General features: G+C 55.2%; 20 protein-coding genes. 8 read left to right on the top strand and 12 right to left on the bottom strand.

Features of this window, described 5'->3' with window-relative positions:
* Positions 1–47: 47 nt before the first annotated feature.
* From epsF to LT85_RS26655, 7 genes are all read right to left on the bottom strand, one after another.
* Positions 48–1,439 (bottom strand): chain length determinant protein EpsF, encoded by a 1,392-nt coding sequence (epsF, locus tag LT85_RS14585; protein ID WP_038489991.1) that lies wholly within the window; start codon positions 1,437–1,439, stop codon positions 48–50.
* A gap of 55 nt (positions 1,440–1,494) precedes the next feature.
* Positions 1,495–2,286 carry a polysaccharide export protein EpsE gene (gene epsE / locus LT85_RS14590; RefSeq protein WP_038496288.1) on the bottom strand — a complete coding sequence of 264 codons (792 nt, stop codon included), beginning with the start codon at positions 2,284–2,286 and terminating at the stop codon, positions 1,495–1,497.
* Between the two features lie 38 nt (positions 2,287–2,324).
* Positions 2,325–3,281, bottom strand: a complete 957-nt coding sequence (locus LT85_RS14595) for an EpsD family peptidyl-prolyl cis-trans isomerase (protein WP_253273558.1) — start codon at positions 3,279–3,281, stop codon at positions 2,325–2,327.
* Between the two features lie 37 nt (positions 3,282–3,318).
* On the bottom strand, positions 3,319–3,852 hold the full coding sequence (locus LT85_RS14600; RefSeq protein WP_052135201.1) for a hypothetical protein: 534 nt from the start codon (positions 3,850–3,852) through the stop codon (positions 3,319–3,321).
* Between the two features lie 96 nt (positions 3,853–3,948).
* Positions 3,949–5,328: an undecaprenyl-phosphate glucose phosphotransferase gene (locus tag LT85_RS14605; RefSeq protein WP_038489997.1), complete on the bottom strand. Its 1,380-nt coding sequence runs from the start codon at positions 5,326–5,328 to the stop codon at positions 3,949–3,951.
* 10 nt (positions 5,329–5,338) lie between these two features.
* The gene (epsL, locus tag LT85_RS14610) at positions 5,339–6,517 is read right to left on the bottom strand and encodes an XrtB/PEP-CTERM-associated polysaccharide biosynthesis outer membrane protein EpsL (RefSeq protein WP_038496293.1); all 1,179 of its coding nucleotides are present in this window, start codon (positions 6,515–6,517) and stop codon (positions 5,339–5,341) included.
* A 395-nt stretch (positions 6,518–6,912) separates the two neighbouring features.
* Entirely contained in the window at positions 6,913–7,167 is a 255-nt protein-coding gene (locus LT85_RS26655) for a hypothetical protein (RefSeq protein ID WP_156117540.1), read from the bottom strand.
* Positions 7,168–7,914: 747 nt separating this feature from the next.
* Here LT85_RS26655 and LT85_RS14615 point away from each other — a divergent pair.
* The 7 genes from LT85_RS14615 (at position 7,915) to LT85_RS14645 (ending at position 14,309) form a co-directional block, all read left to right on the top strand.
* Positions 7,915–8,601, top strand: coding sequence for a phosphatase PAP2 family protein (locus tag LT85_RS14615; RefSeq protein WP_216595014.1), 687 nt, complete (start codon positions 7,915–7,917; stop codon positions 8,599–8,601).
* A 238-nt stretch (positions 8,602–8,839) separates the two neighbouring features.
* The gene (locus LT85_RS14620; protein WP_038490000.1) at positions 8,840–9,235 is read left to right on the top strand and encodes a GFA family protein; all 396 of its coding nucleotides are present in this window, start codon (positions 8,840–8,842) and stop codon (positions 9,233–9,235) included.
* A gap of 380 nt (positions 9,236–9,615) precedes the next feature.
* Entirely contained in the window at positions 9,616–10,872 is a 1,257-nt protein-coding gene (locus tag LT85_RS14625; protein WP_038490003.1) for an ABC transporter substrate-binding protein, read from the top strand.
* Positions 10,873–11,024: 152 nt separating this feature from the next.
* Positions 11,025–11,894 (top strand): branched-chain amino acid ABC transporter permease, encoded by an 870-nt coding sequence (locus LT85_RS14630; protein ID WP_038490005.1) that lies wholly within the window; start codon positions 11,025–11,027, stop codon positions 11,892–11,894.
* 53 nt (positions 11,895–11,947) lie between these two features.
* Positions 11,948–12,841, top strand: coding sequence for a branched-chain amino acid ABC transporter permease (locus tag LT85_RS14635; RefSeq protein ID WP_081992783.1), 894 nt, complete (start codon positions 11,948–11,950; stop codon positions 12,839–12,841).
* Positions 12,838–13,587: an ABC transporter ATP-binding protein gene (locus tag LT85_RS14640; protein ID WP_038490012.1), complete on the top strand. Its 750-nt coding sequence runs from the start codon at positions 12,838–12,840 to the stop codon at positions 13,585–13,587. The genes LT85_RS14635 and LT85_RS14640 overlap by 4 nt, the downstream gene beginning before the upstream one ends.
* Positions 13,584–14,309, top strand: coding sequence for an ABC transporter ATP-binding protein (locus tag LT85_RS14645; RefSeq protein WP_038490016.1), 726 nt, complete (start codon positions 13,584–13,586; stop codon positions 14,307–14,309). The genes LT85_RS14640 and LT85_RS14645 overlap by 4 nt, the downstream gene beginning before the upstream one ends.
* 18 nt (positions 14,310–14,327) lie before the next feature.
* Here LT85_RS14645 and LT85_RS14650 read toward each other — a convergent pair whose 3' ends face one another.
* Positions 14,328–14,837: an Lrp/AsnC family transcriptional regulator gene (locus tag LT85_RS14650; protein WP_038490018.1), complete on the bottom strand. Its 510-nt coding sequence runs from the start codon at positions 14,835–14,837 to the stop codon at positions 14,328–14,330.
* A 207-nt stretch (positions 14,838–15,044) separates the two neighbouring features.
* Here LT85_RS14650 and LT85_RS14655 point away from each other — a divergent pair, with 207 nt between their 5' ends.
* A complete protein-coding gene (locus LT85_RS14655) occupies positions 15,045–16,061 on the top strand; it encodes a 1-aminocyclopropane-1-carboxylate deaminase (protein ID WP_038490020.1) in 1,017 nt (338 codons plus the stop codon).
* 116 nt (positions 16,062–16,177) lie between these two features.
* Here the strand turns inward: LT85_RS14655 and msrA are convergent, their stop codons facing one another.
* The 4 genes from msrA to pbpC all read right to left on the bottom strand — a co-directional run bounded on the left by msrA (position 16,178) and on the right by pbpC (position 21,215).
* On the bottom strand, positions 16,178–16,687 hold the full coding sequence (gene msrA, locus LT85_RS14660) for a peptide-methionine (S)-S-oxide reductase MsrA (RefSeq protein ID WP_038490024.1): 510 nt from the start codon (positions 16,685–16,687) through the stop codon (positions 16,178–16,180).
* 169 nt (positions 16,688–16,856) lie between these two features.
* Positions 16,857–18,068, bottom strand: a complete 1,212-nt coding sequence (locus tag LT85_RS14665) for an MBL fold metallo-hydrolase (protein ID WP_367379772.1) — start codon at positions 18,066–18,068, stop codon at positions 16,857–16,859.
* 289 nt (positions 18,069–18,357) lie between these two features.
* Positions 18,358–18,564 (bottom strand): hypothetical protein, encoded by a 207-nt coding sequence (locus LT85_RS14670; RefSeq protein ID WP_038490027.1) that lies wholly within the window; start codon positions 18,562–18,564, stop codon positions 18,358–18,360.
* 452 nt (positions 18,565–19,016) lie between these two features.
* Positions 19,017–21,215 carry a penicillin-binding protein 1C gene (gene pbpC / locus LT85_RS14675; protein ID WP_052135537.1) on the bottom strand — a complete coding sequence of 733 codons (2,199 nt, stop codon included), beginning with the start codon at positions 21,213–21,215 and terminating at the stop codon, positions 19,017–19,019.
* Between the last annotated feature and the right edge of the window lie 32 nt (positions 21,216–21,247).

Consider the following 21,247-nt stretch of genomic DNA (forward strand, 5'->3'; position numbering starts at 1 on the left):
TTTTCATCTTGGGCATATTCATCAAGATCGCACTGCAATGACCGCAGTCATCTCGATAAAAACAGGCTGGTGAACCCCGACCTGCGCGCAGGTTTTCCCCAAGCAATGGTTCCCAGCATCGGCGCCTGCAACACCTTCAGCAGATCGTTGGCGGACCTCACACGCCGGTTGGCCATTTCTGCCAGGATCGCCAGCGCCAGACCAAGCGTGCTGCCAAGCAATATCGACAGCACCGTATTGAGCATGACATTGGGGCTGGCGGGACGCGTCGGCGTGGCGGCAGGATTAAGCACCGACACATCGGACTGGTTCGCATTGCCTTCGAGTTCGGTCTGCGCCAGGCGCTGCATGGCGGCATCGTAGGCGTGCTGCGCGCTCTCCACATCCTTGCCAAGCACCGACAGTTCGTCGCGCGCACGATTCAGTTGCAGCACCTTCGCTGTCTGGGCGCTCAGCGCTGCCCGCACCTCTGCTTCGCGCTGGCGCTGTATGCGGCCGTTATTGGCGACGCTGTTATTGGTCGAGCTGATACTGCTGTTGAGTTCGGCCTGCAATCTGTCTACTTCGGCTTTGGCAGCCTGATATTGCGGATGATTGCGGTCCAGGTTCTGCGACAGCATGGCGAACTTCCCTTCTGCCGTAGCCAAGGACGATTTCAGATTCTGGATCAGCATGTTTGACGCCACATCCGGTGAATCCCTGCCGCCGCTTCCCATTGCCTGGCTGCCGCGCGACGACGCTTCTATCGCCTGGCCCTGGGCCTGGACCAGCTGCGTCGACAGCTCGTTCAGCCGTGCCGTCTCGACGTCGAGGTGATTGTCGGTGCTGACGATGCCGTGATCTTGCTGATATTTCGACAGCTTGTTCTCCGCTTCCTCCAGGTTGGCGCGCAACGTCTTGACTTCGCCGGAAAAATATTGCGAAGCCTGATGCAAGGGTTCGACCTTGATCTGCAGGTTCAGCTGCTGGTAAGCAGTCGCAAAAGCGTTCGCAACCTTGGCAACGAATGCCGGATCGTTGCCCTTGGCGATAATTTCGATCACGCTGCTTTCCCGCGAAGGCGCAACCTCCACCATCTTCAGCAATGAATCGGCAAGCCAGTCGCGAATTGAGGCATTGCGGCCGGTGGCCATCCGGAAGCGCTGCCTGACGTCCGGATCGTTAGCCAATCCGAGATTGTCAACCGCCTTCAAGGCCACGCTCCTGCTTGCGACGATATCCATCTGGGTCGCCATATATCCGGATACCAGCTGCGCTGCCAGGACACGGCCAGACACCGGGTCTGTGCCTTTGTAATTGAGCAGAACGGTGGTCGATGTCCTGTAGATTTTTGGCAATGCGAGACTGACCGCGACGGTGGCCGTTACCACGATCAGCAATGTCGCCAGGATGACCTTATAGCGTGCCCGCAAAATGGTCAGGAGTTGGGGGAAAGTCATGGAAGCTCCTCTCGAGCGCTGGCTCGGAATTGGCAGCAGCTATCAATGCCGCACATCAAAACAGACTCTCTTTCACGTAGACAACGTCATCCGTTTGCAGCACTTCGTTGTTTTTCGCATCGATCATCTGCTCATTGCCGCTGGCGTCGCGGCGCTTGATACGCAGGCCTCGCTCGGTGCCGCGCGGAGTCAGGCCGCCGCCTACCGACAGCGCCTGGATCACCGTCATGTTTGCTTCCAGCCTGTATCCGCCGGGGTGCTGCACCTCGCCATAAATATAGAATTTTGGTGCGCGATCCACGTACACCATGTCGCCGTTGCTGAGATCCAGATTCGATTTCATGTCGGCTGAATGAATCATCTCAACCAGGTTCACGACTTGCTTGATGGTTTTGCCATTGCGGACACGAATGACGGTGGCGGTATCGCCGCCTTCCGGGCTGACCCCGCCTGCTGCCGCCAGCATGTCAGTCACGTTGCGCTTACCGCTGATCGCATAACGCCCCGGATGCAAGACCTGGCCAAGCACTGACACCATCTGGCTTTGCAATTCCGTCACCATGATGTTCACTTCCGCTTTGCGCAAGAAGCCGCCGTCGGTCAACATTCCGGAGATTTTCTTTTCAGCATCAGCTGTAGACAAGCCTCCAACACTGACATTGCCGATCAGAGGGAAAGTAATATTGCCGGCATCGCTGACTTTGGTCTCCAGGCTCAGATCGGGATTGCCGAACACCGAGATTTTCAAGGCGTCACCCGCTCCCAGCGGCGTATCGGCGGCGAAGGCAGGAACGATGCAGATAGCCAGCAGCAAGGCCACCATGGATTGATAGAATCGGAGTTTCATCTTATTCACCCTGTGAGTAATTTTTTGCATGCGTTTGCTCATTTGAGTCCGGCCATATCTTGCATGGCGTGCGTGTTTTTCTTGTCAGCTACGTTCTTCTCAGCTACTTTCTTATCCGGCAGCCCTGTCGCCAAAGCGGCATTCCCCTCCACTACCTGCGCCGCAGGTTTGTCGACGTATTCGAGTTTCGTCAAAGCGCGCAGCCGCGCAATTTCCGCCGCTGCCACTTCCTGCATCCGTTTATTCAGCAAATAACGCTCGATTTGTGCGCCAGCAATCTCTTCTGTGACAGGACTTTCCCTGGATTCCGTGAGTGCGCACAGCAAGCCTTTCCCACCGTCCTTCACGACGAACAAGCGATTACTGCCCAGTTGTTGAAGTTTTCCGGCAACCTCGGGCGGCAGCTCGGCGCTGGTATATGAAAGCTTGGCCACCTCATAGGGAACGCCGTTTTTTTGCAACCAGGCAGCGACCTGGTTCAAGGTTTTTGCCGAATCCATCGTCGACTTGAGCGAAGGAGTGAGGTCTTGTTCGGCAATACTCAATTGCTGGACATTAAATATTCTTCGATGTGCAAACAATTCCGGATGACCTTGAAAATAGGCATGGATTTCCGCCTTGGAAGGTTTGCCACGGCCGGCCTCTATCGACTCCAGATAAGCCTGGACAATTGCCTGGGTCTTGAAACGATCTATGATCTGCATCAGTTTCGGATCGCGGTCGAGCTTGTTGCGCAAAGCTTCGTCCAGCAATATCTGGCGGTCGATCAACGCCTCCAGAGCCTGCTCGCGCAGTGGTTGCTGCTGGCCCGCTTTCTTTGCGTCGTTTGCGTAACTCAACTCGGTTTCCAGTTGAAGCGCCGTAATCGGCTCGCCGTTGACGCGGGCGAGCACCTTGCCGGTCTTTTTCTTCTGATCGCCGCAGGCGGACAAGCTCACGGCGGTCAGCAATAACAATATGCCAACGCCCTTGATTTGCGAAGAGACAATTTTCATTTTTTCCATCGGATAAAAGGCAATGGCTGGCATGAGGTCACGCAGCGCTAGGCGCAACTTGCATTACCGCAGACGGGAAGCCGATCGAAGTGCGCGCAGGACGGCGACGCACCTGGTATAGCAGGAAGCAAAGTCCGATCAGCAAAATGCTCCATCGGGCAGGCTTTTGCAGCGGCCGCGCCTTGAAATCCCTGAGGAAATAAAACAGCGAATCGTCCGAAATGTTCAGGCGTGAAATCACTTTTTCAGGCCAGCGCCGGTTATCAGCGCCGGGAGAATACACGACGGGAATAGCATTACCACTGAGCCACGCGCCATTCGATGCGCCGGCCTCGCTAAACACGATGGAGGCGACAGGGATTTGCTGTACTGGCGCCGAGGCGGAGTCTGCCGGCATCGCTTGCATCGCGCCGGTTCTGCCGGACGGGTAAGCATCAATCGCGTGTGCCAGGGCTTTCTCGCCCTGCCCCGCATCTAGCTGAAAAACCGGTGTCGCCGCCAGGGCGGAACCACAAGAAACCGTGAAAGAAATTGTGAGTAGCAGAGTTGTCAACAACCTGGCTCTTTGCATGATGTTTCTCCTGACAAAATTCATTGCATATGGAATTGTTTCCAGCCCCGCACAAGGCGTTAGCCGGGTCTCCATTGATCCTGCTTTTGCAGCGCATCAATAGGCGCTGTCTTTTTTCAATACTTCTTTAACGGTGCGAACGATGATCCACAAGTCCAACGCCAGCGACCAGTTGCGCAAATACTCAAGATCGAACTCGATCCGCGAACGCATTTTGTCCAGGGTGTCCGTCTCTCCGCGGTACCCGTTCACCTGTGCCCAGCCGGTAATGCCAGGTTTGACTTTGTGCCGCAGCATGTAGCCGCTGATGAGCTTGCGATACAGTTCATTGTGTGCAACTGCATGCGGACGCGGGCCGACGATGCTCATGCGCCCCTGCAAAACGTTGAAAAACTGCGGCAATTCATCGAGCGAAGTGCGCCGTAAAAAGCTGCCGAAGGGAGTAACCCGCACATCGTTCTTTTTGGCCTGGGCGACTACGGCGCCATCCTCGGCGACTGTCATCGAGCGAAATTTGTAGACCACGATTTCTTCGCCATTCAAGCCATAGCGGCGCTGCGCAAAGATGATTTTTCCGGGGGACGAGAGTTTGACGCCGACTGCTATCGCTACCATAATCGGCAACAAAAAAATCTGGATCAGGATTGCCAATACAATGTCGCTGCCGCGCTTGACTACGCCGCGCAGGCCGGTAAACGGCGTCTCCCAGATACCGATCACCGGCACACCACCGACATGGTCGAGGCGCGCTTGTATGAAACCGTAGGTATAGATGTCCGGCACCAGGTAGACCGAGGCGGTCGTATCCCGCAGCTCTTCCATCAGTGCCAGCACCCTGGCCTGCTCCGACATCGGCAGGCAGATAAAGATGGTCCTGATCTTGTGCGCAAGGACGTATGACCGGACGTCGGCGATAGCGCCAAGGTAGGGACTGAGGCTATGCACATCGGCCGACCTGCCTGTATCTTCAAAAAATCCACGGATATCGATACCTGCATTGCCTGGCGAAGCCAGCCGGCTGAGAATACCTCCCCCAGGATCGTTGGAGCCGACGATCACCGCCGACCGCACTTCCGGATTTTTGCCGAAATTGAATGCCAACATGTAGGCTGTCAGGCGGCTAAGCAGCAGCGCAAAAGGCGCGAGCACAAACCAGGTGCCGATCACGCGGTCGGAAAATTCATAGCGCAATCCGGTGCCTTGCCCTATCAGGACCAGGATAGCAATGGTGATCGCCCAGCCCAGGAAAATATCGACGGCATATGCCAGCTGTTTTCCAATGTGCAAAGTACGATAGAGTTCGATTTGTTCGTAGATATAGGAAGAAATGAAGAAAGCGATAATCATCAGCACCAGGTAACTGCCCGTGAATACTTCGTCCTGTACCAGGATGATCAGATACAAGGAGCCGAGAATAATCAGCGGATCAAGCAGACGCTTGAAGAAAGAAACCAGCGGGATGTCGTTCTCAGTCATTTGCCACCCCTTAGAATGAATAACGCGTGTTGAACATCACGCCGTTACTCACATAGCCGCCTGGCGCATTGTTGAGGATCTGCGTACTGCGAACGCCCGACAACTGGACACGCCAATGCAGCGTCGGGTTGTAGATCACGCTCAGCGCCATGTTGCGCAGCGCATCGTTTGGATTGGTGGCGCTGAAGATACCGGCCGCCGCCGATTGGCTGAAATCTCTTTTTTCATATTTGTACTGGGCTACCAGACGGACTTTGTCGGAATATTGCCAAGCCGAGGCGATGCTGGCGCCGTGATTCAGGGAGTACACGGTAGAGACATCGTCAACTGCGCCGATTTCCCGCCAGCCGGCGACGGAGACGTCGATTTTCCCGGTGGGCGACCAGTCGGCTGAGACGCGCGTATTGATGCCGCTAAAATTTCGGACAGGGAATTCATCCTGCTTTCGGCTCACCCATCCGCCCAGGAAGTGCAGCGTGGTCTTGCCGGTCAACAGCCAATCGACCTTGCCCTTGATCTCGTTCTGGTCATAGCCGTTGAATACCGGCACGCCGCTATCCAGTTCCGGCGTCGGGTAATCGGCGCGCGTATGGCGCAACTGCAGTCCGATTGTGCTGCCGCTGGCAGCCAGGTAATCTAGCCCCAGTTCTTCTTGATTCTTCGAGTTGTCGCCCGGTCGTTGCGATTCCAGGTCGTACCACAATTTGCTATACGTCACTCCCGCACGCACGCGCCAGCTGGGATGGAACAGCCAGGCGCCGTCAGCGTAGACATCCTCTTGCGTGCGCAGATTACGTTCCAGCAAGTGGAAATCGATGAATGGAGTCAGTCCTTGCGAATAATTGACGCCAACATTCCCCTGGAATTGATTGCCTGCATGCCAGTTCCAGTTAGCCGCCAGATTCTTCTCCAGATGATTGAGCTGGTCGAATCTGTCGTAATCGACTTTCGCCACATTCACGTTCGCCGTCAGGTGCTGCTGGCTGAGTGATTTGTCCACCGCCAGGCCGAACAGATACCTGTGCGTGATATCGGACAAATTGCTGCCTATCCCCATGGCCTGCGCCGATGCGGAATCCGGCAATCTCAGCAAATTGTTGTCATAGCTGATTCCGTAACCTGCATACGGAGTGACTGCATCAGGCGGAGGGGTAATAATGTCGGGCGTCGGAATTACGTCGGTAGGCACCAGGTCGCCAGCAATAGCCGGTACTGCAGCGAAGGAGCACATCGGTATCAAAAAAACGCATCTCCAGGGCACACGATAAAACACGGCACGACTTCTCATATATCTGTCCATCAAACACCTTCCTGGACCAATAAGCTGGTCCAAATTGCATGACATCAACACCACTCCTATTGGCCAGAGCTGTACGCCTGGCAATGAAAATGGTAGAAACATCAGTCGATAACTGGCCTCCAGAGCGCTTCGGATTTATCAAAGGGCGACAAGGGGCTACGGCGCCGCATCTTTCAAAAGAGTCGGGCCAACGTCAATTACTTCAGAGAAATTCCCGGTATCGGCATTGCTTATGCAAGCCGAATCCGCGGTTATCGCTTTGCGTCGAAATGCGCTAAAGGCAACTAAAGAATCCGGTTAAGAAACAGTGGACGGAATGCCGCAGGAAGTTTGCGATACGGACCGCTTCCCCGCGTTGTTTGATATTGAATTTTTGCTACCGAGTTAACTGATGCGAGGCGGCGCAATCCAGACACAGCAACAAAAATATTGTTGCCAGAAAACCCCTTTGGATTCGCATCAACTACATGGACGCGTGCTGCGATGGAACGGCCATTTGAGGCTCGTTTTCGGCGCAACGGCGGAACGTTTGTTTGCATGATATTTCCTTTAACAGAATACTTAACGAGCCTGGTTGCGACTCATGCAAGAAATTGAGTAAAGTCAGCATTGCTATTCAGTGCTTTACGTTCTGAAAGCATTGAAGGAGCAAGCTGTCGCCCTCTCGGACATGTACATTAAGTGCACAGTCAGAGTTATGCTGCAGGCCAACATAAAGACATATGTAAAACATCGTTAGTTCTGTTTTGAAACGATTTGTTACATCTTACTTTTTGGCAGTTCTCACGATGACAACTAGTGCGTTGACGATTTGAGAATACATGGAAACATTTAAGTTCCAATTTTGAAAATTTTTTACACCCCCTCCAAAACTCTTTAAATATAAGGCTTCACGGCATGCAACGATTTTTATTTTGAATCTATCCACTACATTTCTCTGTACGCTAACAGACATAGCCGGCGATTCTTCTCAACATAAATTAGCTATTTTAAAAATCAATCTTTAACATTATTATTCATACAGAATACGCAATTGTGCATAGCACAATAAAATGGAAATAATGTGAAAATCCTGAAGGCGGATTTTTACCTGCGTACTCCGTTGAGGCGAATCATTGCAAACTGACCGCCGCACATAAATTCAACTTTCCACAAAACGATTTGCAAGAAATTTTGAAAAAAAATGCAGGAAAGCGATATATTCTCCAGACGCTCGGGTAGCGCATTGAGACAACCTGCTCAAGATATGGACGGACACAATGTGGAACAATGACCTGGATGTAGCCGTGATCAATTGGTTGAACCAATTTACGGTGATGTCAGCGCCTTTCAATCAAATCGTTCACTATATTTCCGGCTCGAACCTGTTCAAAGGTTTCCCTGTCATGGGCCTGATCTGGTATTTCTGGTTTCGGGACTCCGATCCGAAATCGGACACCCGGCGGATTATCATCGCGACATTGCTGGGATGCGTAGTCGCGGTGTTCATCGCCAGGGTCGCGAACAATCTCGGCCCGTATCAGCCCCGCCCTTTTGCAAACCTGGCGCTCGCCCATCAAACCTATATCGGGCTGCCGGTGCCGGAGAGTCAGGCCTTGTACATATGGAGTTCCTTCCCAAGCGACCATGCCGCATTGTTTTTCAGTCTCGCCACCGGAATTTTTTTGATTTCAAGAAGCGCAGGATGGCTGGCCTATCTGTATGTCCTGATCTTCATTGCGCTGCCCAGGGTGTACCTCGGCTTGCACTACCCTACCGACATTTTCGCCGGCGGCATTTTGGGAATCGCGTGTGTCGCACTCAGCACGCGCGCTAGTGTGACCAGACTATATGACGGCTACTGCGTTACGCTCATGAACAGATATCCTGCGGCGTTTCAGACGGCGCTGTTCATCATCAGCACTGAAATAGGCGTGATGTTTGGCGACATCCGATTGCTGCTTGAAGGGATAGTGAAATATTTTCCCAGATAGCCAGGTAACAGCATGCAACGGAAATCGGTCGACTCGAATTTACAGGCTGCCCGGATTCGTCCCGGCGCTACCAGTCTACCTAAGCATTGAAATGGGATGCATACAATCAATAGTAAGCGGCAAGTCTAAGGAGCATACATAGAATGACATTGACCACCGACAGACGCAGCGAGCCGGAGGCGGCAATTCGCAGGCGCTGCCTTAGCCCAATTGAGCCGCACGAAACACGGGCCTCAAGATGACGCACCGAACTGCCAGTTGCTCTTGCGGCCAGCTCACCGCTACTACGTCGGCCGCCCCTGTTCGCGTCTCCGTTTGCCACTGCCTGGACTGCCAACGCAGAACGGGCAGCGTGTTCGCTGCACAAGCGCGATTTCCCGCGAGCTCGGTGGCCATTGCCGGAGCATCGAGCACCTTCGTTCGGGTCGGGGATGCTGGAAGCAAGAGCACGTTCCACTTCTGCGCCACATGCGGCGCCACGGTGTACTACACCATCGAGGACAGCGGAGACAGCATCGTTATTCCCGTCGGGGCTTTTGCAGATCCGGCCTTTCCCGCCCCCACGTTCTCGGTGTACGAAGAACGCATGCACACCTGGGTTGAAATGCCCGCAGGCATCGAGCACATGGATTAGCCCGCGTGCGCTCGTCAGCGGCAACTGCACCATTTTTGCGAGACGATGCCGGGTTGTGTGCGCCACCTGTTCCACGTTGCTACCAATATCCGGCGCCAGGGAGCTATCTGCCTCTCGAATGTCATCCCCCTGGAGAACGGGGGTACGCCTCTAAGATCATGTTGCCTCGAAGGCTTGTTCGGGCTTGGATTGTGTCCTATATTAATATCAGCGAGGTTGTGGACAAGTAAGCAACCTGCCGATCCGGCGCAAGATGTTGATACACCAATGCACGAACCGGCCTCGCCGCCCATAGCCTTCCCTAAAGGCGATCTTGACTCCCCGGAGACCGCATGGTCATGTCACGGCCCAGAGGTTGTGGTCCAAAGAAGGAGAACAAAATGGGCGATCACGCAGCTATCGGCAATCCGCAACGCAGGACAATTCTCAAAGCCGCAGTGGCGACTGGCATTTTGCAAATTGCAGCCCCATTCGTCACCAAGGCCTATGGTGAGGAACCCATCAAGTTCGGGCTCGACAATCCTCTCACCGGAACCTATGCCGAACTTGGCAAAAATGAACAAATCGGGTGCGAGCTCGCCATTGAGCAAATTAATGCCAAGGGCGGCATTCTTGGGCGTCCGGTGCAGCTGGTGGTGGAAGATTCGACTAGCGCCGACACCGGTACGGCAGTACAAAAGGCACGCAAGCTGATCGCGCGCGACAAGGTTGACTTTCTCTTGGGAAACGTCAATTCCGCGATGGCGCTAGCGATCGGTCAAGTTTCCAATGAACTCCGAACATTGCATATAGTTACCGGCGGCCACACCGATGCCGTGACCGGCACCGACTGTCACTGGAACGTATTTCGTGTGTGCAATACCACTCGCATGGAAACCAATTCTGTTGCGAGACTCCTTTTCGAAAAGTACGGCAAGAAATGGTTTTTCATCACACCGGACTATGCGTTCGGCCATACCCTGCAGCAGGGCTTCGAGGCCAGCCTTAAAACATATGGCGGAACAGGGGTTGGCGCGGCATTGGCGCCCCTTGGAACAAGCGATTATTCGCCCTACCTGATCAAGGCGCAAGCCGCGAATCCGGACGTCGTCCTCTTTCTCACAGCGGGAGACGATGCAGTTAACTCACTCAAGCAGGCCGTGCAATTCGGCCTGGACAAACGCTTCCATATCGCCGGCGCCCAGCAAGAACTCGAAGTGCTGGAGGGATTGCCTCCCAATGCTCGCATCGGTACCTGGGTTTTCGAATGGTACTGGAACCAGCCCAACGTGCCGCATGTTGCCGAATTCGTCGCCGTAATCAAGAAAAGAGCCGGCAGGGTGCCAACTGCGCGTCACTGGTTCGGCTATGTTGCAGTCTGGACCGTGGCGCTCGTCGCTAACCAGGAAAAGACCCTGGACGCAGTCAAACTGGCCAAGGCGCTCGAAGGATTCAAGCTGCCGCCCGAAGTTGGATTGATGCCCGACACGCCCTTCTATCGTGCTGGCGACCATCAGCTCATGCCGAACCTGTATGTCGGACACGCCGTCGAAAAAGGCTCCGCTCCCGAAGATCTGTTTCATGTGGACTCCGTGGTCAAGGGCTCCGAGGCGGCATTGCCGGTCTCGCAGACAGGCTGCACCATGAAATGGTCCTAGACGCCAACCGGGCTATGCTGTCCGCAGCGATAGGCGACGACTGGCTTGGATGCGGGTCTTGCAGCACCGCACGCGGCGAATAAGAAGAAATCGCCGAATCATATTTTGCAGTCCGCCAGACCAAACTGGCGAACTGTATCGGCGAGGGCAACATGACCGAACTCATCCTTTTCAACGTCTTCAATGGCATCATCATCGGCGCATTCTATGCGCTGATGGCGCTCGGCTTGTCCTTGATTCTCAACCTGAGCGGGGTCATCAACTTCGCCCACGGCGGCTTCCTTGCGATGGGTGCCTATCTGGCCTACACGTTGTTCCCATACACAGGTTTCTGGCTAGCTTTGCTGATCGCTCCGGTGCTAACCGCAATACTTGGCCTGGTTACAGAACGCGTGCTGATTCGCCGGCTGTATGGGCGCGACCCCTTGTACAGCTTGCTGCTGACATTCGGACTGGCTTTCATACTGCAGGACGGCACGCGCTATATCTGGGGGCCACAGACACTTCCTTACGAGATACCTGCCGCGCTGACCACGCCGCTGAATGCGACCCTGTTTTTCCTGACAGGCTATCGGCTGCTGATGCTGCTGCTGGTGATCGGCGTGGTGATCGGCCTGTTCCTGATCCTTAACCACACGCGGCTCGGCATACGGATCCGTGCCGGCACTTCCGACCTTGACATGGTGTCCGCACTTGGAGTCAACGTGCGGATACTGCGCAACCTGAACTTCGGTCTCGGCATCTATTTGGCCGGACTGGCCGGCGTGCTTGCCGCCGGCATGCTCGGCCTGCAACCGACAATCGGCGATTCGCTCATCATGCCAAGCTTCGTCGCCATCATTGTCGGCGGCCTCGGTAGCCTTCCCGGCACACTGCTGGGTGGGATTTTGATCGGTGTCGCATCGAGCGTCACCTCCGTATTCTTTCCCTCGGCAACCGAAGCGGTGATATATGTGATGATGGCCCTCGTACTGTTGTTGCGCCCGCGCGGCTTGCTGGGAGAAGAAGGGAGGATACGGTGAACAGCCGCTACAACCTGGCAAGCGATCTGGCGATCTGGGCCGTGTTGCTCAGCATGCCCTTCTGGATGAGCTCGATTGGCGGATATCCTGCATTGGGCAGCCGTGTCCTGGTCATGGGGCTGGCGGCCATGTCGCTCAACTTCCTGCTGGGATTTACCGGCGTCTTGTCCTTCGGACACGCAGCCTATTTTGGTCTGGGCGCGTACGGCGTAGGCATGACAATCAGATACCTGACACCTAGCACTCCTCTCGGCATCCTGATCGGAATAGCGGTGGGCACCGCAGCAGCGGCCGTCGTTGGCGCACTGATTGTCAAATTGCGTGGCGTCTATTTCGCCATGGCGACGATCGCCTTCGGACAAGTTTTTTACTTCATCGCCTTCCGCTGGAATACCGTCACCGGCGGTGATGACGGCCTCTCCGGCTGGCACCGTATACCGATTAACCTGGGATTTGGCACGATCGACATTCTGGGCAATGACAAAATATTCTATTACTTCGTACTGATTTGTTTTGCCGTCGCAGTCGCCATCATGGCTGCACTGCTTCGCTCGCCGTTTGGCCGCACGCTGCTGGCCATCCGCGAAAATGAACGCCGCGCACAATTCCTGGGTATTCCGATAGCGTCGCACATCTGGCTGTCGTTCGTGATTTCGTGCCTGTTCGTGAGCCTGGCGGGCACACTCTACGCCTTGCTCAACAATTTCGCCGACCCGCACGGCTTACACTGGAATCAGTCGGGCGATTTCGTTATCATGACGGTGCTCGGCGGCATGCGCTCGTTTTGGGGGCCGTTGATTGGCGCCGCGATTTTCGTCGTCTTGCAAGACTATATTTCCAGCCACACAGAGAACTGGATGTCATTTATTGGCCTGCTTTTCATTTTGGTCGTCCTGTTTTTCCCACGTGGCGTCCTCGGCCTTTTTCATAAAAAAGAGGACTCATGAGCTTACTGACCGTCGAAAACGTCTCCTGTTATTTCGGCAGCCTGCGGGCGGTCAATGAGGTCTCGATGATTATCGAGCCGGGCGAGCTGCGGGCTGTCATCGGCCCGAATGGCGCCGGAAAGACGACTTTCTTCAATCTGATCAGCGGCTTTTTCCCTCCTACAGTCGGGCGCATCTTGTTTGACGGGCAGGATATTACGGGCATGCCGCCTCATCGCCGGGTAAAGATGGGCATGGCGCGGACTTTTCAGATTACCGAGGTATTTCCTGAATTATCGGTGCGCGACAATCTGCGCATCCCGGTAGAAATTGAAGCTGGCTATCGCCTGAGCCCATGGCTATCGCGCACCGGGAAGGCAACAGTACGGGGACGCGTCGACGAACTGATCGCCATGAGCAGCCTTGCCGCCAAGGACAGAAAGCTAGTCGGCGAGTTATCTCCGGGCGACCAGCGCACCGTCGAGATCGCCATGTCGCTCGCACTTCGCCCACGCCTGTTACTGCTTGACGAACCGACCGCCGGCATGGGGGACCAGGAAACTTACGATATCACTCAACTGATACACCATCTGCACGAAGAGCTGGCACTGACGATGGTGATTATCGAGCACGACATGCGTGTCATTTTCCGGCTGGCCCAGCACATCATGGTACTCGCCGAAGGAAGTGTACTGGTTGAAGGCACGCCCGCCGAAATCGCTGCAAATGAAAATGTACAGGCAGCCTATTTGGGGAAAACCAAATGAATGTCGTGGAAGCCCAGGGACTGCACACGTTTTATGGCAAGAGTCATATCCTGCACTCGGTGTCGCTGCACGTACGCGAGGGGGAAATCGTTGCACTTCTGGGACGTAACGGCGCGGGAAAAACAACCACGCTGCGCAGCCTGATGGGCTTGACGCGCGCTCGCGAAGGCGTGGTACATATCATGGGTAAGGTAACTACCGCATGGTCGCCCTACCGCATCGCTGCGCTTGGTGTCGGATATGTACCTGAAGGACGGCGCGTGTTCCAGAATTTGAGCGTCGAAGAAAATCTCAAGGTACCGCTTGCAGGCTCCGGACCGTGGACGCTGGAACGCGTCTACAAGTTGTTTCCCCGCCTGAAGGAGCGTTGCATGAACAAAGGCCGCCAACTGTCCGGCGGCGAACAAGAAATGCTGGCAATTGCACGCGCACTCATGCTCAATCCCAAACTCCTGCTGTTAGATGAACCGTCGCAAGGCCTGGCGCCGCTTCTCGTGCAAGAAGTATTTGAAGTGATTGCGGCGATGCGCCGCGAGGGTATTTCTGTGCTGCTGGTCGAACAGAATGTACGCGCCGCAGTCGAGATTGCCGATAGCGCCTGTGTGCTCGACGATGGCCGCGTGGTTTTCCAGGGAGCCGTCAAGGAGTTTGCCAGCGATGAAGCGCGAATGCGCTCGCTGGCTGGGGCGAGTGTTGAAAACTGGGAGGATGATGCCGCATAGTCGCCGGCACACTTGAAATCAAACCGGCAACTGGGTAGTAGAAAGAACTTCCTTGAGCACCATAAATGTACGGATTTGCCTTACGCCCGGTAAATACAGCAACTGCTCTGCGTGCAGGCGATTGTAACTATCGTTGTCCCTTGTGCGTACAAGCATGAAGTAGTCGAACTCGCCGGTGACAACATGGCATTCGAGACAGCCGGCTACCTTTTGCACTGCTTTTTCGAAATCGGCAAACGATTCCGGCGTTGATCTATCCAGCACGACGCCGATCATCACCAACGTACCGGCATCAAGGGCGCGCGGGTTGAGCAACGCCACAATTCCCTTGATCAGTCCCAACTCCTTGAGACGCTCAACGCGCCGCAAGCATGCAGGCGCACTCATATTCACTTTTGCCGCAAGCGCCACATTCGATATGGATGCATCGCGCTGAAGTATTTTAAGGATGGCGCGGTCGGTGCGATCCAGGGCTTCGCCAACCGCATCAGGCGGCAACTTCTCTGTACGAAATTTTATTGCTTTCATATTATTAATTTCAAAATAAAAGATATACATATTAATAAAATTCGTCTTTTAAGTTCGATTTACCGGTGAAATTTGCAACCATGTTTCACCGCTTTAATTCTAATATGGATGCGATCTCGGCATCGATGAAATCTGGATTCAGACACGCCGGTTTTCTTTGCCAGTTTTGATGCACGGATACGCACCCTAACCCCAGGAGCCGCTCCCATGAACCTGAAGAAATTTCCCCGTCACTCCCTGACTTTCGGTCCCACGCCGATCCAGCCGCTCAAACGGCTCAGCGCCCATCTCGGCGGAAAAGTAGATTTGTATGCGAAACGCGAAGACTGCAACAGCGGCCTGGCCTTCGGCGGCAACAAGACACGCAAACTCGAATACCTCATTCCTGAAGCACTGGAAGGTGGCTATGACACGCTGGTTTCCATTGGCGGCATCCAGTCCAATCAGACGCGCCAGGTAGCCGCAGTGGCGGCACACCTCGGACTTAAATGTGTCCTGGTGCAGGAGAACTGGGTGAACTACTCGGATGCTGTCTACGACCGGGTCGGCAACATCGAAATGTCGCGCATCATGGGCGCCGACGTGCGGCTCGACAGCGCCGGATTTGATATCGGCATCCGGCAAAGCTGGGAACAAGCCATGGAAGATGTGCGCAAAGCCGGCGGCAAGCCATTTCCGATTCCGGCGGGTTGCTCCGAGCACCCGCGCGGCGGACTGGGATTCGTCGGCTTTGCCGAAGAAGTCCGGCAACAGGAAGCCGAGCTGGGTTTCAAATTCGATTACATCGTGACCTGCTCGGTGACCGGCAGCACGCAAGCCGGCATGTTGGTGGGTTTTGCGGCAGATGGCCGTGCAGACAAGGTCATCGGCATCGACGCCTCGGCCAAACCACAACAGACCTTCGATCAGATTCTGCGCATCGCCAAAAATACTGCCGGGCTGGTCGAACTCGACCGTGACATCACCGCCAGGGACGTAATTCTGGATACACGCTTTGGTGGTCCCGAATATGGTTTGCCGAACGACGGCACGCTAGAAGCAATCCGCCTTTGCGCCCGCCTGGAGGGAATGCTGACCGATCCGGTCTACGAGGGTAAATCAATGCACGGGATGATCGAGAAGGTCAGGCTGGGTGAATTCCCGCAAGGCGCCAAGGTCCTGTACGCGCATCTGGGTGGCGTGCCGGCGCTGAACGCCTATAGCTTCTTGTTCCGCAACGGATAAAGAGCGCTACTCCCCCGCTACTCTCTACAATCCATTCCAAAAGAGTAGCGGAATCGGCGTCACTGACTCACTTGGCGCCAGCAGCGATGCTGAAGGCTTGACGGCCTTCTTGCCTATCACTTTTCTCGATGCGGCAACCGCCAGTCGGGTCGAACGAAGTGGCAGGTATACCCCGCAGGGATACGCAGCAAATAGTCCTGATGCTCGGGTTCTGCCTCCCAGAATGGCCCCGCCGGCGCAACTTCGGTCACCACTTTTCCTGGCCACAGGCCAGAGGCATCGACATCGGCAATGGTGTCTTCCGCAGTCTGCTTCTGCTGTTCGCCGGTGTAGAAAATGGCGGAGCGATAACTTGTCCCGATATCGTTGCCCTGGCGATTCGTTGTGCTGGGATCGTGTATCTGGAAGAAGAATTCCAATAGTTTGCGGTAGCTGATGACCTGCGGATCGAAAGTCACTTCGATAGCTTCAGCATGTGTGCCGTGATGGCGATAAGTGGCATTGGCGACATCACCGCCGCTATATCCGACCCGCGTGGCGAGTATGCCCGGATAACTGCGCAGCAGGTCCTGTACGCCCCAGAAACAGCCTCCTGCAAGAATGGCTTTTTCGCTTACTGTTGTCATTGTCGTTTCCTTTTTTCAAAATAACGCATTGCTTGCATTTGATAGCAACATTTTATAGCTGCATCTTACTCTTTTGCGACCAATTCTTGCGCCCGCCCAGTCCTTGCGTTGATCCGTACCAGTTGCGCCGCCTGGTAGGCGGCAACGGAATCATTGAACAGACAGCGGATCAAGGGATCGTCGACAATATCCGCAGAGGCAAGCTCGGCATCCCATTGGCATCGAAGGTATGGTCGTTGATCCTGACATACATCGAAGTCAATGACTCCCCCAGCGCCAGCGCGGCATAGCATTTGGCGAGCGAGACCTCGGTAGTCCAGGACAAGGGTTCGTCGGTAGGACCGACGAGCTCGATACTGTCGCCATCGGTACGATAGTGGAAATGCGTAGCGTCGCCGGCATTACCGTACAGCGTCAACTGCCACAGCCGCGGCTGCCGGAAAAAGCTATCGTCGGGTAATTCCATGTCGCGGTATTTTTCCGGCAAACCCGTGCGGCAGAACTTCATCACCAACTCAGTTTGCTCGACGCTTAACGGCGCAAAACGTCCAGCAATTTCAGCCGTGGCGGGTGGTTTGAGATTGGGCCAGTACTGATAATCGACGTCCTGGTCGCCAACCGGGATAACCCAGCTGAGCGGCGCTGCCGGTTCCAGCGACGTCTGGTCCAATACCACCGAGACCGATGGATTCAGCCTGAGTACGCGTGTCGTCGGCAAGGCCGTCTCGATTTCTTGCTGGAATTGCCGGTAGGTGACCGGAAATAACGCGTGGTTGTACCAGGACCAGGGTTCCTGTACGAACTGGCAGGAGTTGGGCACCACGTACCTGGGATTTAACGCCCTCAACTGCCCTATCCATTCTTCCGGTAATTCGACGGCGCCGGAGACCGCGCGGGATGGCGCTATCACATCGATTTCGTGCATGGTCTGAAAGGGCCACAGCACCATGTCCCAAGGGGCAAAGCCGGCCAGCTCAGACAACGTAGAAGGATCAATCCATGAGTCGACCAAGTTCAGAATGTTCAGGCCGGCCGCCTTGACGTGGAACATGGAATCGACATCGGCATCGAGGGCTTTTCTGGGAATGACCTCAATTGCGCCGATTTGCACGGGCATGTCGATTTTCAGGCTATGCACATGCTCGAAACCCAACGCACGGATCATCGAGAATAATTGTTCGAAGATGCAATACAGATAGATCGGCGTCTGGCGATCCAGGAAATCCAGGCTTTCCAGCGAGCAGTGGTCATCATGGAAGTGTGAAATAAAAACGGCGTCCAGCTTAAGCTGACGCACTTGCTCGTGATCAAAGCTGACTTCAGGGAAGGCATGGCAATTCCTGCTGAATGGATTTTCAACGATGGGATCGAATGCGATCATCGTATCGTCGCACTCAAACAAGTAGCCGGCGTGCAGGATTCGGGAGATTTTCAGAGGCAAATGGATGAGTTCGGTGAGGTGTGAAACGTACTGGACTATCGACTGGCTCTGGAAATGATCGGCAGCGCCATCTTGTATTTCATCCGCTCCGACGCGAAGCTGAAACAGAGGCGCCTGATCTCAGTACCTTTGCCAGGCGTACCAGGATAAAGCGCTTCAGAAAAATGAAGGAACGATTCCCATATCGGCAACACGACCCAGCGTTTCCCGCTGAGTCGATTTAGTCTGGTTAGACTTTGCGCCAATGGCTGGGGATTTTTTTATCATGCAACTCTGGAACGCGGGCCGCGTGCAGCGGATTGTTTGCATGATTTTTCTTTGCCCAGATAATGGCGCCTTCCTGCGTCGTTGCCGTGTGAATTGGCGTGCTGCTATGAGCAGGTTCGACGATAAAATGTCCAGATGCATCCTGGCTAATAAAAAGACTTTTGGTCATTCGCGTCTCCTAGATATGAAAATTCATCGAATCCATCAGAACATCGCCAGCAGTCCTAATGTTGCAAGCAAAATTCATTGTACTCGCCATCAGTTGGAAACATGGCCAACGACTTTCTGGCGACATTCAACTTCCCCGCATAACACAACTATTCGATCATTCTCGCAATCTAGTCCGTCAGCTATTGACCGCCTGCCCAAATTTAGTTATTTCGTCCTGCCGGCATCACGCACTCTGAACTGCAGCCGTAGAAATTCCCGATGGGGTTGGGTCTCGCATGACCCTGCAAGACCGCCTCGGTCACAAAGTTGGCATATTTCCTACAATTTAGATTGAAGTTTTATCTAGTGTTCTCAAATTCTGAATTACAATAAAATTACCTTGAGACAATATAAGCAATCATAATTTCGTGGAGCCGCTATAGCACGCGGCGAAAACTAGCGAGACATCCATTATTTCCGGCTACGGCGATCGGGTTTCGGCGGCATTTCTTTTTCGACCGCTCCCCGCACCTCGAATCTGACTTGATCAAGCACTGTTTGCTTTTCGTCCAATAACTCCAGCACATGCCGGCCCGGCCAGGGCATCCAGTCTAGGGCAAGCTGCTGGTTTTGCGCCGAGATTGGCTGGCTCGTTTTCTTGCCGGCTTTGGTTTGCGCCACCGGCTTCAGCAGCCTGCCATCAAGCCGCCAGGAGCCGCTGGAGATACCACCGGCTTCGAAACGTATGCGCTGGTGCTCGGGTGGGATATCCGGATCGAGCGCCACCAGCATGCCTGGCGTCGGGTAGCGTATCGCTATGCCGATATCGTCGGACTTCGCGGTTCTGATAACGGCCTGCTCCGTTCCTGCTAAAAAATATTCCTGGCGCGGCGCTTCAGCCTTGTCTTCGTAGCGGATCGCCTGTTCGATCACGCCGTCCGGCTTTTGCGGAATGTGTTGCCGCAGCTGGTCGCGGCTGTGCAGGTATTGCATGACCTCTTGCCAGATCGGCGCGGCGCCGGTGACGCCAGAGACATCCCACATCGGCAAGCCGGAGGCGTTGCCGACCCAGACGCCGACCGTGTAACGGTCCGAATAACCGACAGCCCAGTTGTCGCGCATGTCTTTCGAGGTGCCGGTCTTGACCGCGGTCCAGACCCTGGTCGAGAGTGCGTTCTCAAGACCGAAGGTGCGGCTGCGGGCGCTGCGGTCGGAGAGAATGTTGCCGATGATGAAGGTGGCGCCCGCGTCCATCGCCTTGCTCATTTTTACCGGCGGGTCGCTAAGCGCAGTCCGTATACCGCTGTAGCGTCCTTGATTGGCCAATGCGCGGTAGGCATTGGTCAGCGCCAGCAAGCTGATATCGGCGCTGCCCAATGCCAGGCTGTAGCCGTAATAATCGCCCGATTCGCGTAGCTGGAAACCGAGCTGTTGCAGGCGTTCGAAAAAAGCGGTCGGCGTTACCGTCACCAGGGTGCGCACCGCTGGGATATTTAGCGATGAGCCCAGCGCCGTGCGCACGCTGACCAAGCCTTTGAACTGTTTGTCGTAGTTTTGCGGGATATACAGGCCGCTGGCGGTCGGCAGGTTGATTGCCGCATCGTTGAGCAGCGACGCCGCCGTCATCCATCTTTTTTCGATTGCAAGTTCGTACAGGAAGGGTTTCAAGGTCGACCCGGCTTGGCGCAGGGCCAGCACGCCATCGACATCGGCGGCGCGAGAAAACGTTGCGCTGGAACCAACCCACGCCAGCACGTCGCCGCTAGCGTTGTCGATGGCGATGATGGCGCCATCCTGGATGTTGCGATCGGTCAGCGCCGCCAGTTGCCGCTGCAAGGCATCGGTGGCGAAGCGCTGCACGCCGGCATCCAGCGTCGAGCGCAGCGATTGCCCCGGTGTGCGCAGCAGCCTGCGTGCCAGATGCGGCGCCAGCTGTGGCGCAGTGGTGGTGACAATGACTTCGGAATTCGATCCGGTACGCGCCAGGGCCAGCAAGGCAAAGCTTTCCAGGTCCTTGCACTCCTGGCTGGCATGCTGCTCTTGCAGGATGCGGCAGGCGCGCTCGGTGACCCGGGCCGGCGTCGCATTCGGACCGCGGATCAACGCCACGGCAATGGCCGCCTCGCGCTGGCTCAAACCGCTTGGATGCTTGCCGAACAAGACCCGCGACAAGGCATGTATGCCCACCAGCTCGCCGCGAAAACTAACCAGGTTGAGATAGGCCTCAAGGATCTGATCCTTGCGCCAGTTACGCTCCAACAGCTGCGCCACCATCACCTGCGACAGTTTCTGGCTGAACGAACGCGGCGAGGTGCGGCGTCGCAGATCGTCATCCAGCAAACCTGCGAGTTGCATGGTGATGGTCGAAGCGCCGCGCGTCCGGCTGTTCCACAAATTACCCCATGCGGCAGCGGCCACCGCGTTCCAGTCGACGCCGCTATGCTGGTAGAAGCGCCGGTCTTCGGATGCCACCAAAGCGTTGCGCAAAGCCGGAGAAACATCCTCCAGCGCCACCCACGATAAACGGCGCTCGTGCGGATTCAGGCGAATTTCCTGCAGAAGCTGGCCTTTGCGGTCATACAGGCTCGCTTCCGAAGAGCGGAACTCTTGCTGCACATCGGCGAATTTTTGCAGCGCATGCGCCTGATTGGTGCTGAAGGCCAGCAGCATAACCACCGTCAACGACCAACGCTTCAAGTGCT

Source organism: Collimonas arenae (genome assembly GCF_000786695.1).
GTDB classification, from domain to species: Bacteria; Pseudomonadota; Gammaproteobacteria; order Burkholderiales; family Burkholderiaceae_D; genus Collimonas; species Collimonas arenae_A.

Excerpts from the sequence above, each read along its gene's own strand:
- epsF (WP_038489991.1), bottom strand. The coding sequence starts at position 1,439 with ATGACTTTCCCCCAACTCCTGACCATTTTGCGGGCACGCTATAAGGTC.
- epsE (WP_038496288.1), bottom strand. The coding sequence starts at position 2,286 with ATGAAACTCCGATTCTATCAATCCATGGTGGCCTTGCTGCTGGCTATC.
- LT85_RS14595 (WP_253273558.1), bottom strand. The coding sequence starts at position 3,281 with ATGAAAATTGTCTCTTCGCAAATCAAGGGCGTTGGCATATTGTTATTG.
- LT85_RS14600 (WP_052135201.1), bottom strand. The coding sequence starts at position 3,852 with ATGCAAAGAGCCAGGTTGTTGACAACTCTGCTACTCACAATTTCTTTC.
- LT85_RS14605 (WP_038489997.1), bottom strand. The coding sequence starts at position 5,328 with ATGACTGAGAACGACATCCCGCTGGTTTCTTTCTTCAAGCGTCTGCTT.
- LT85_RS26655 (WP_156117540.1), bottom strand. The coding sequence starts at position 7,167 with ATGCAAACAAACGTTCCGCCGTTGCGCCGAAAACGAGCCTCAAATGGC.
- LT85_RS14620 (WP_038490000.1), top strand. The coding sequence starts at position 8,840 with ATGACGCACCGAACTGCCAGTTGCTCTTGCGGCCAGCTCACCGCTACT.
- LT85_RS14625 (WP_038490003.1), top strand. The coding sequence starts at position 9,616 with ATGGGCGATCACGCAGCTATCGGCAATCCGCAACGCAGGACAATTCTC.
- LT85_RS14630 (WP_038490005.1), top strand. The coding sequence starts at position 11,025 with ATGACCGAACTCATCCTTTTCAACGTCTTCAATGGCATCATCATCGGC.
- LT85_RS14635 (WP_081992783.1), top strand. The coding sequence starts at position 11,948 with ATGCCCTTCTGGATGAGCTCGATTGGCGGATATCCTGCATTGGGCAGC.
- LT85_RS14640 (WP_038490012.1), top strand. The coding sequence starts at position 12,838 with ATGAGCTTACTGACCGTCGAAAACGTCTCCTGTTATTTCGGCAGCCTG.
- LT85_RS14645 (WP_038490016.1), top strand. The coding sequence starts at position 13,584 with ATGAATGTCGTGGAAGCCCAGGGACTGCACACGTTTTATGGCAAGAGT.
- LT85_RS14650 (WP_038490018.1), bottom strand. The coding sequence starts at position 14,837 with ATGAAAGCAATAAAATTTCGTACAGAGAAGTTGCCGCCTGATGCGGTT.
- LT85_RS14655 (WP_038490020.1), top strand. The coding sequence starts at position 15,045 with ATGAACCTGAAGAAATTTCCCCGTCACTCCCTGACTTTCGGTCCCACG.
- msrA (WP_038490024.1), bottom strand. The coding sequence starts at position 16,687 with ATGACAACAGTAAGCGAAAAAGCCATTCTTGCAGGAGGCTGTTTCTGG.
- LT85_RS14665 (WP_367379772.1), bottom strand. The coding sequence starts at position 18,068 with ATGATCGCATTCGATCCCATCGTTGAAAATCCATTCAGCAGGAATTGC.
- LT85_RS14670 (WP_038490027.1), bottom strand. The coding sequence starts at position 18,564 with ATGACCAAAAGTCTTTTTATTAGCCAGGATGCATCTGGACATTTTATC.
- pbpC (WP_052135537.1), bottom strand. The coding sequence starts at position 21,215 with ATGCTGCTGGCCTTCAGCACCAATCAGGCGCATGCGCTGCAAAAATTC.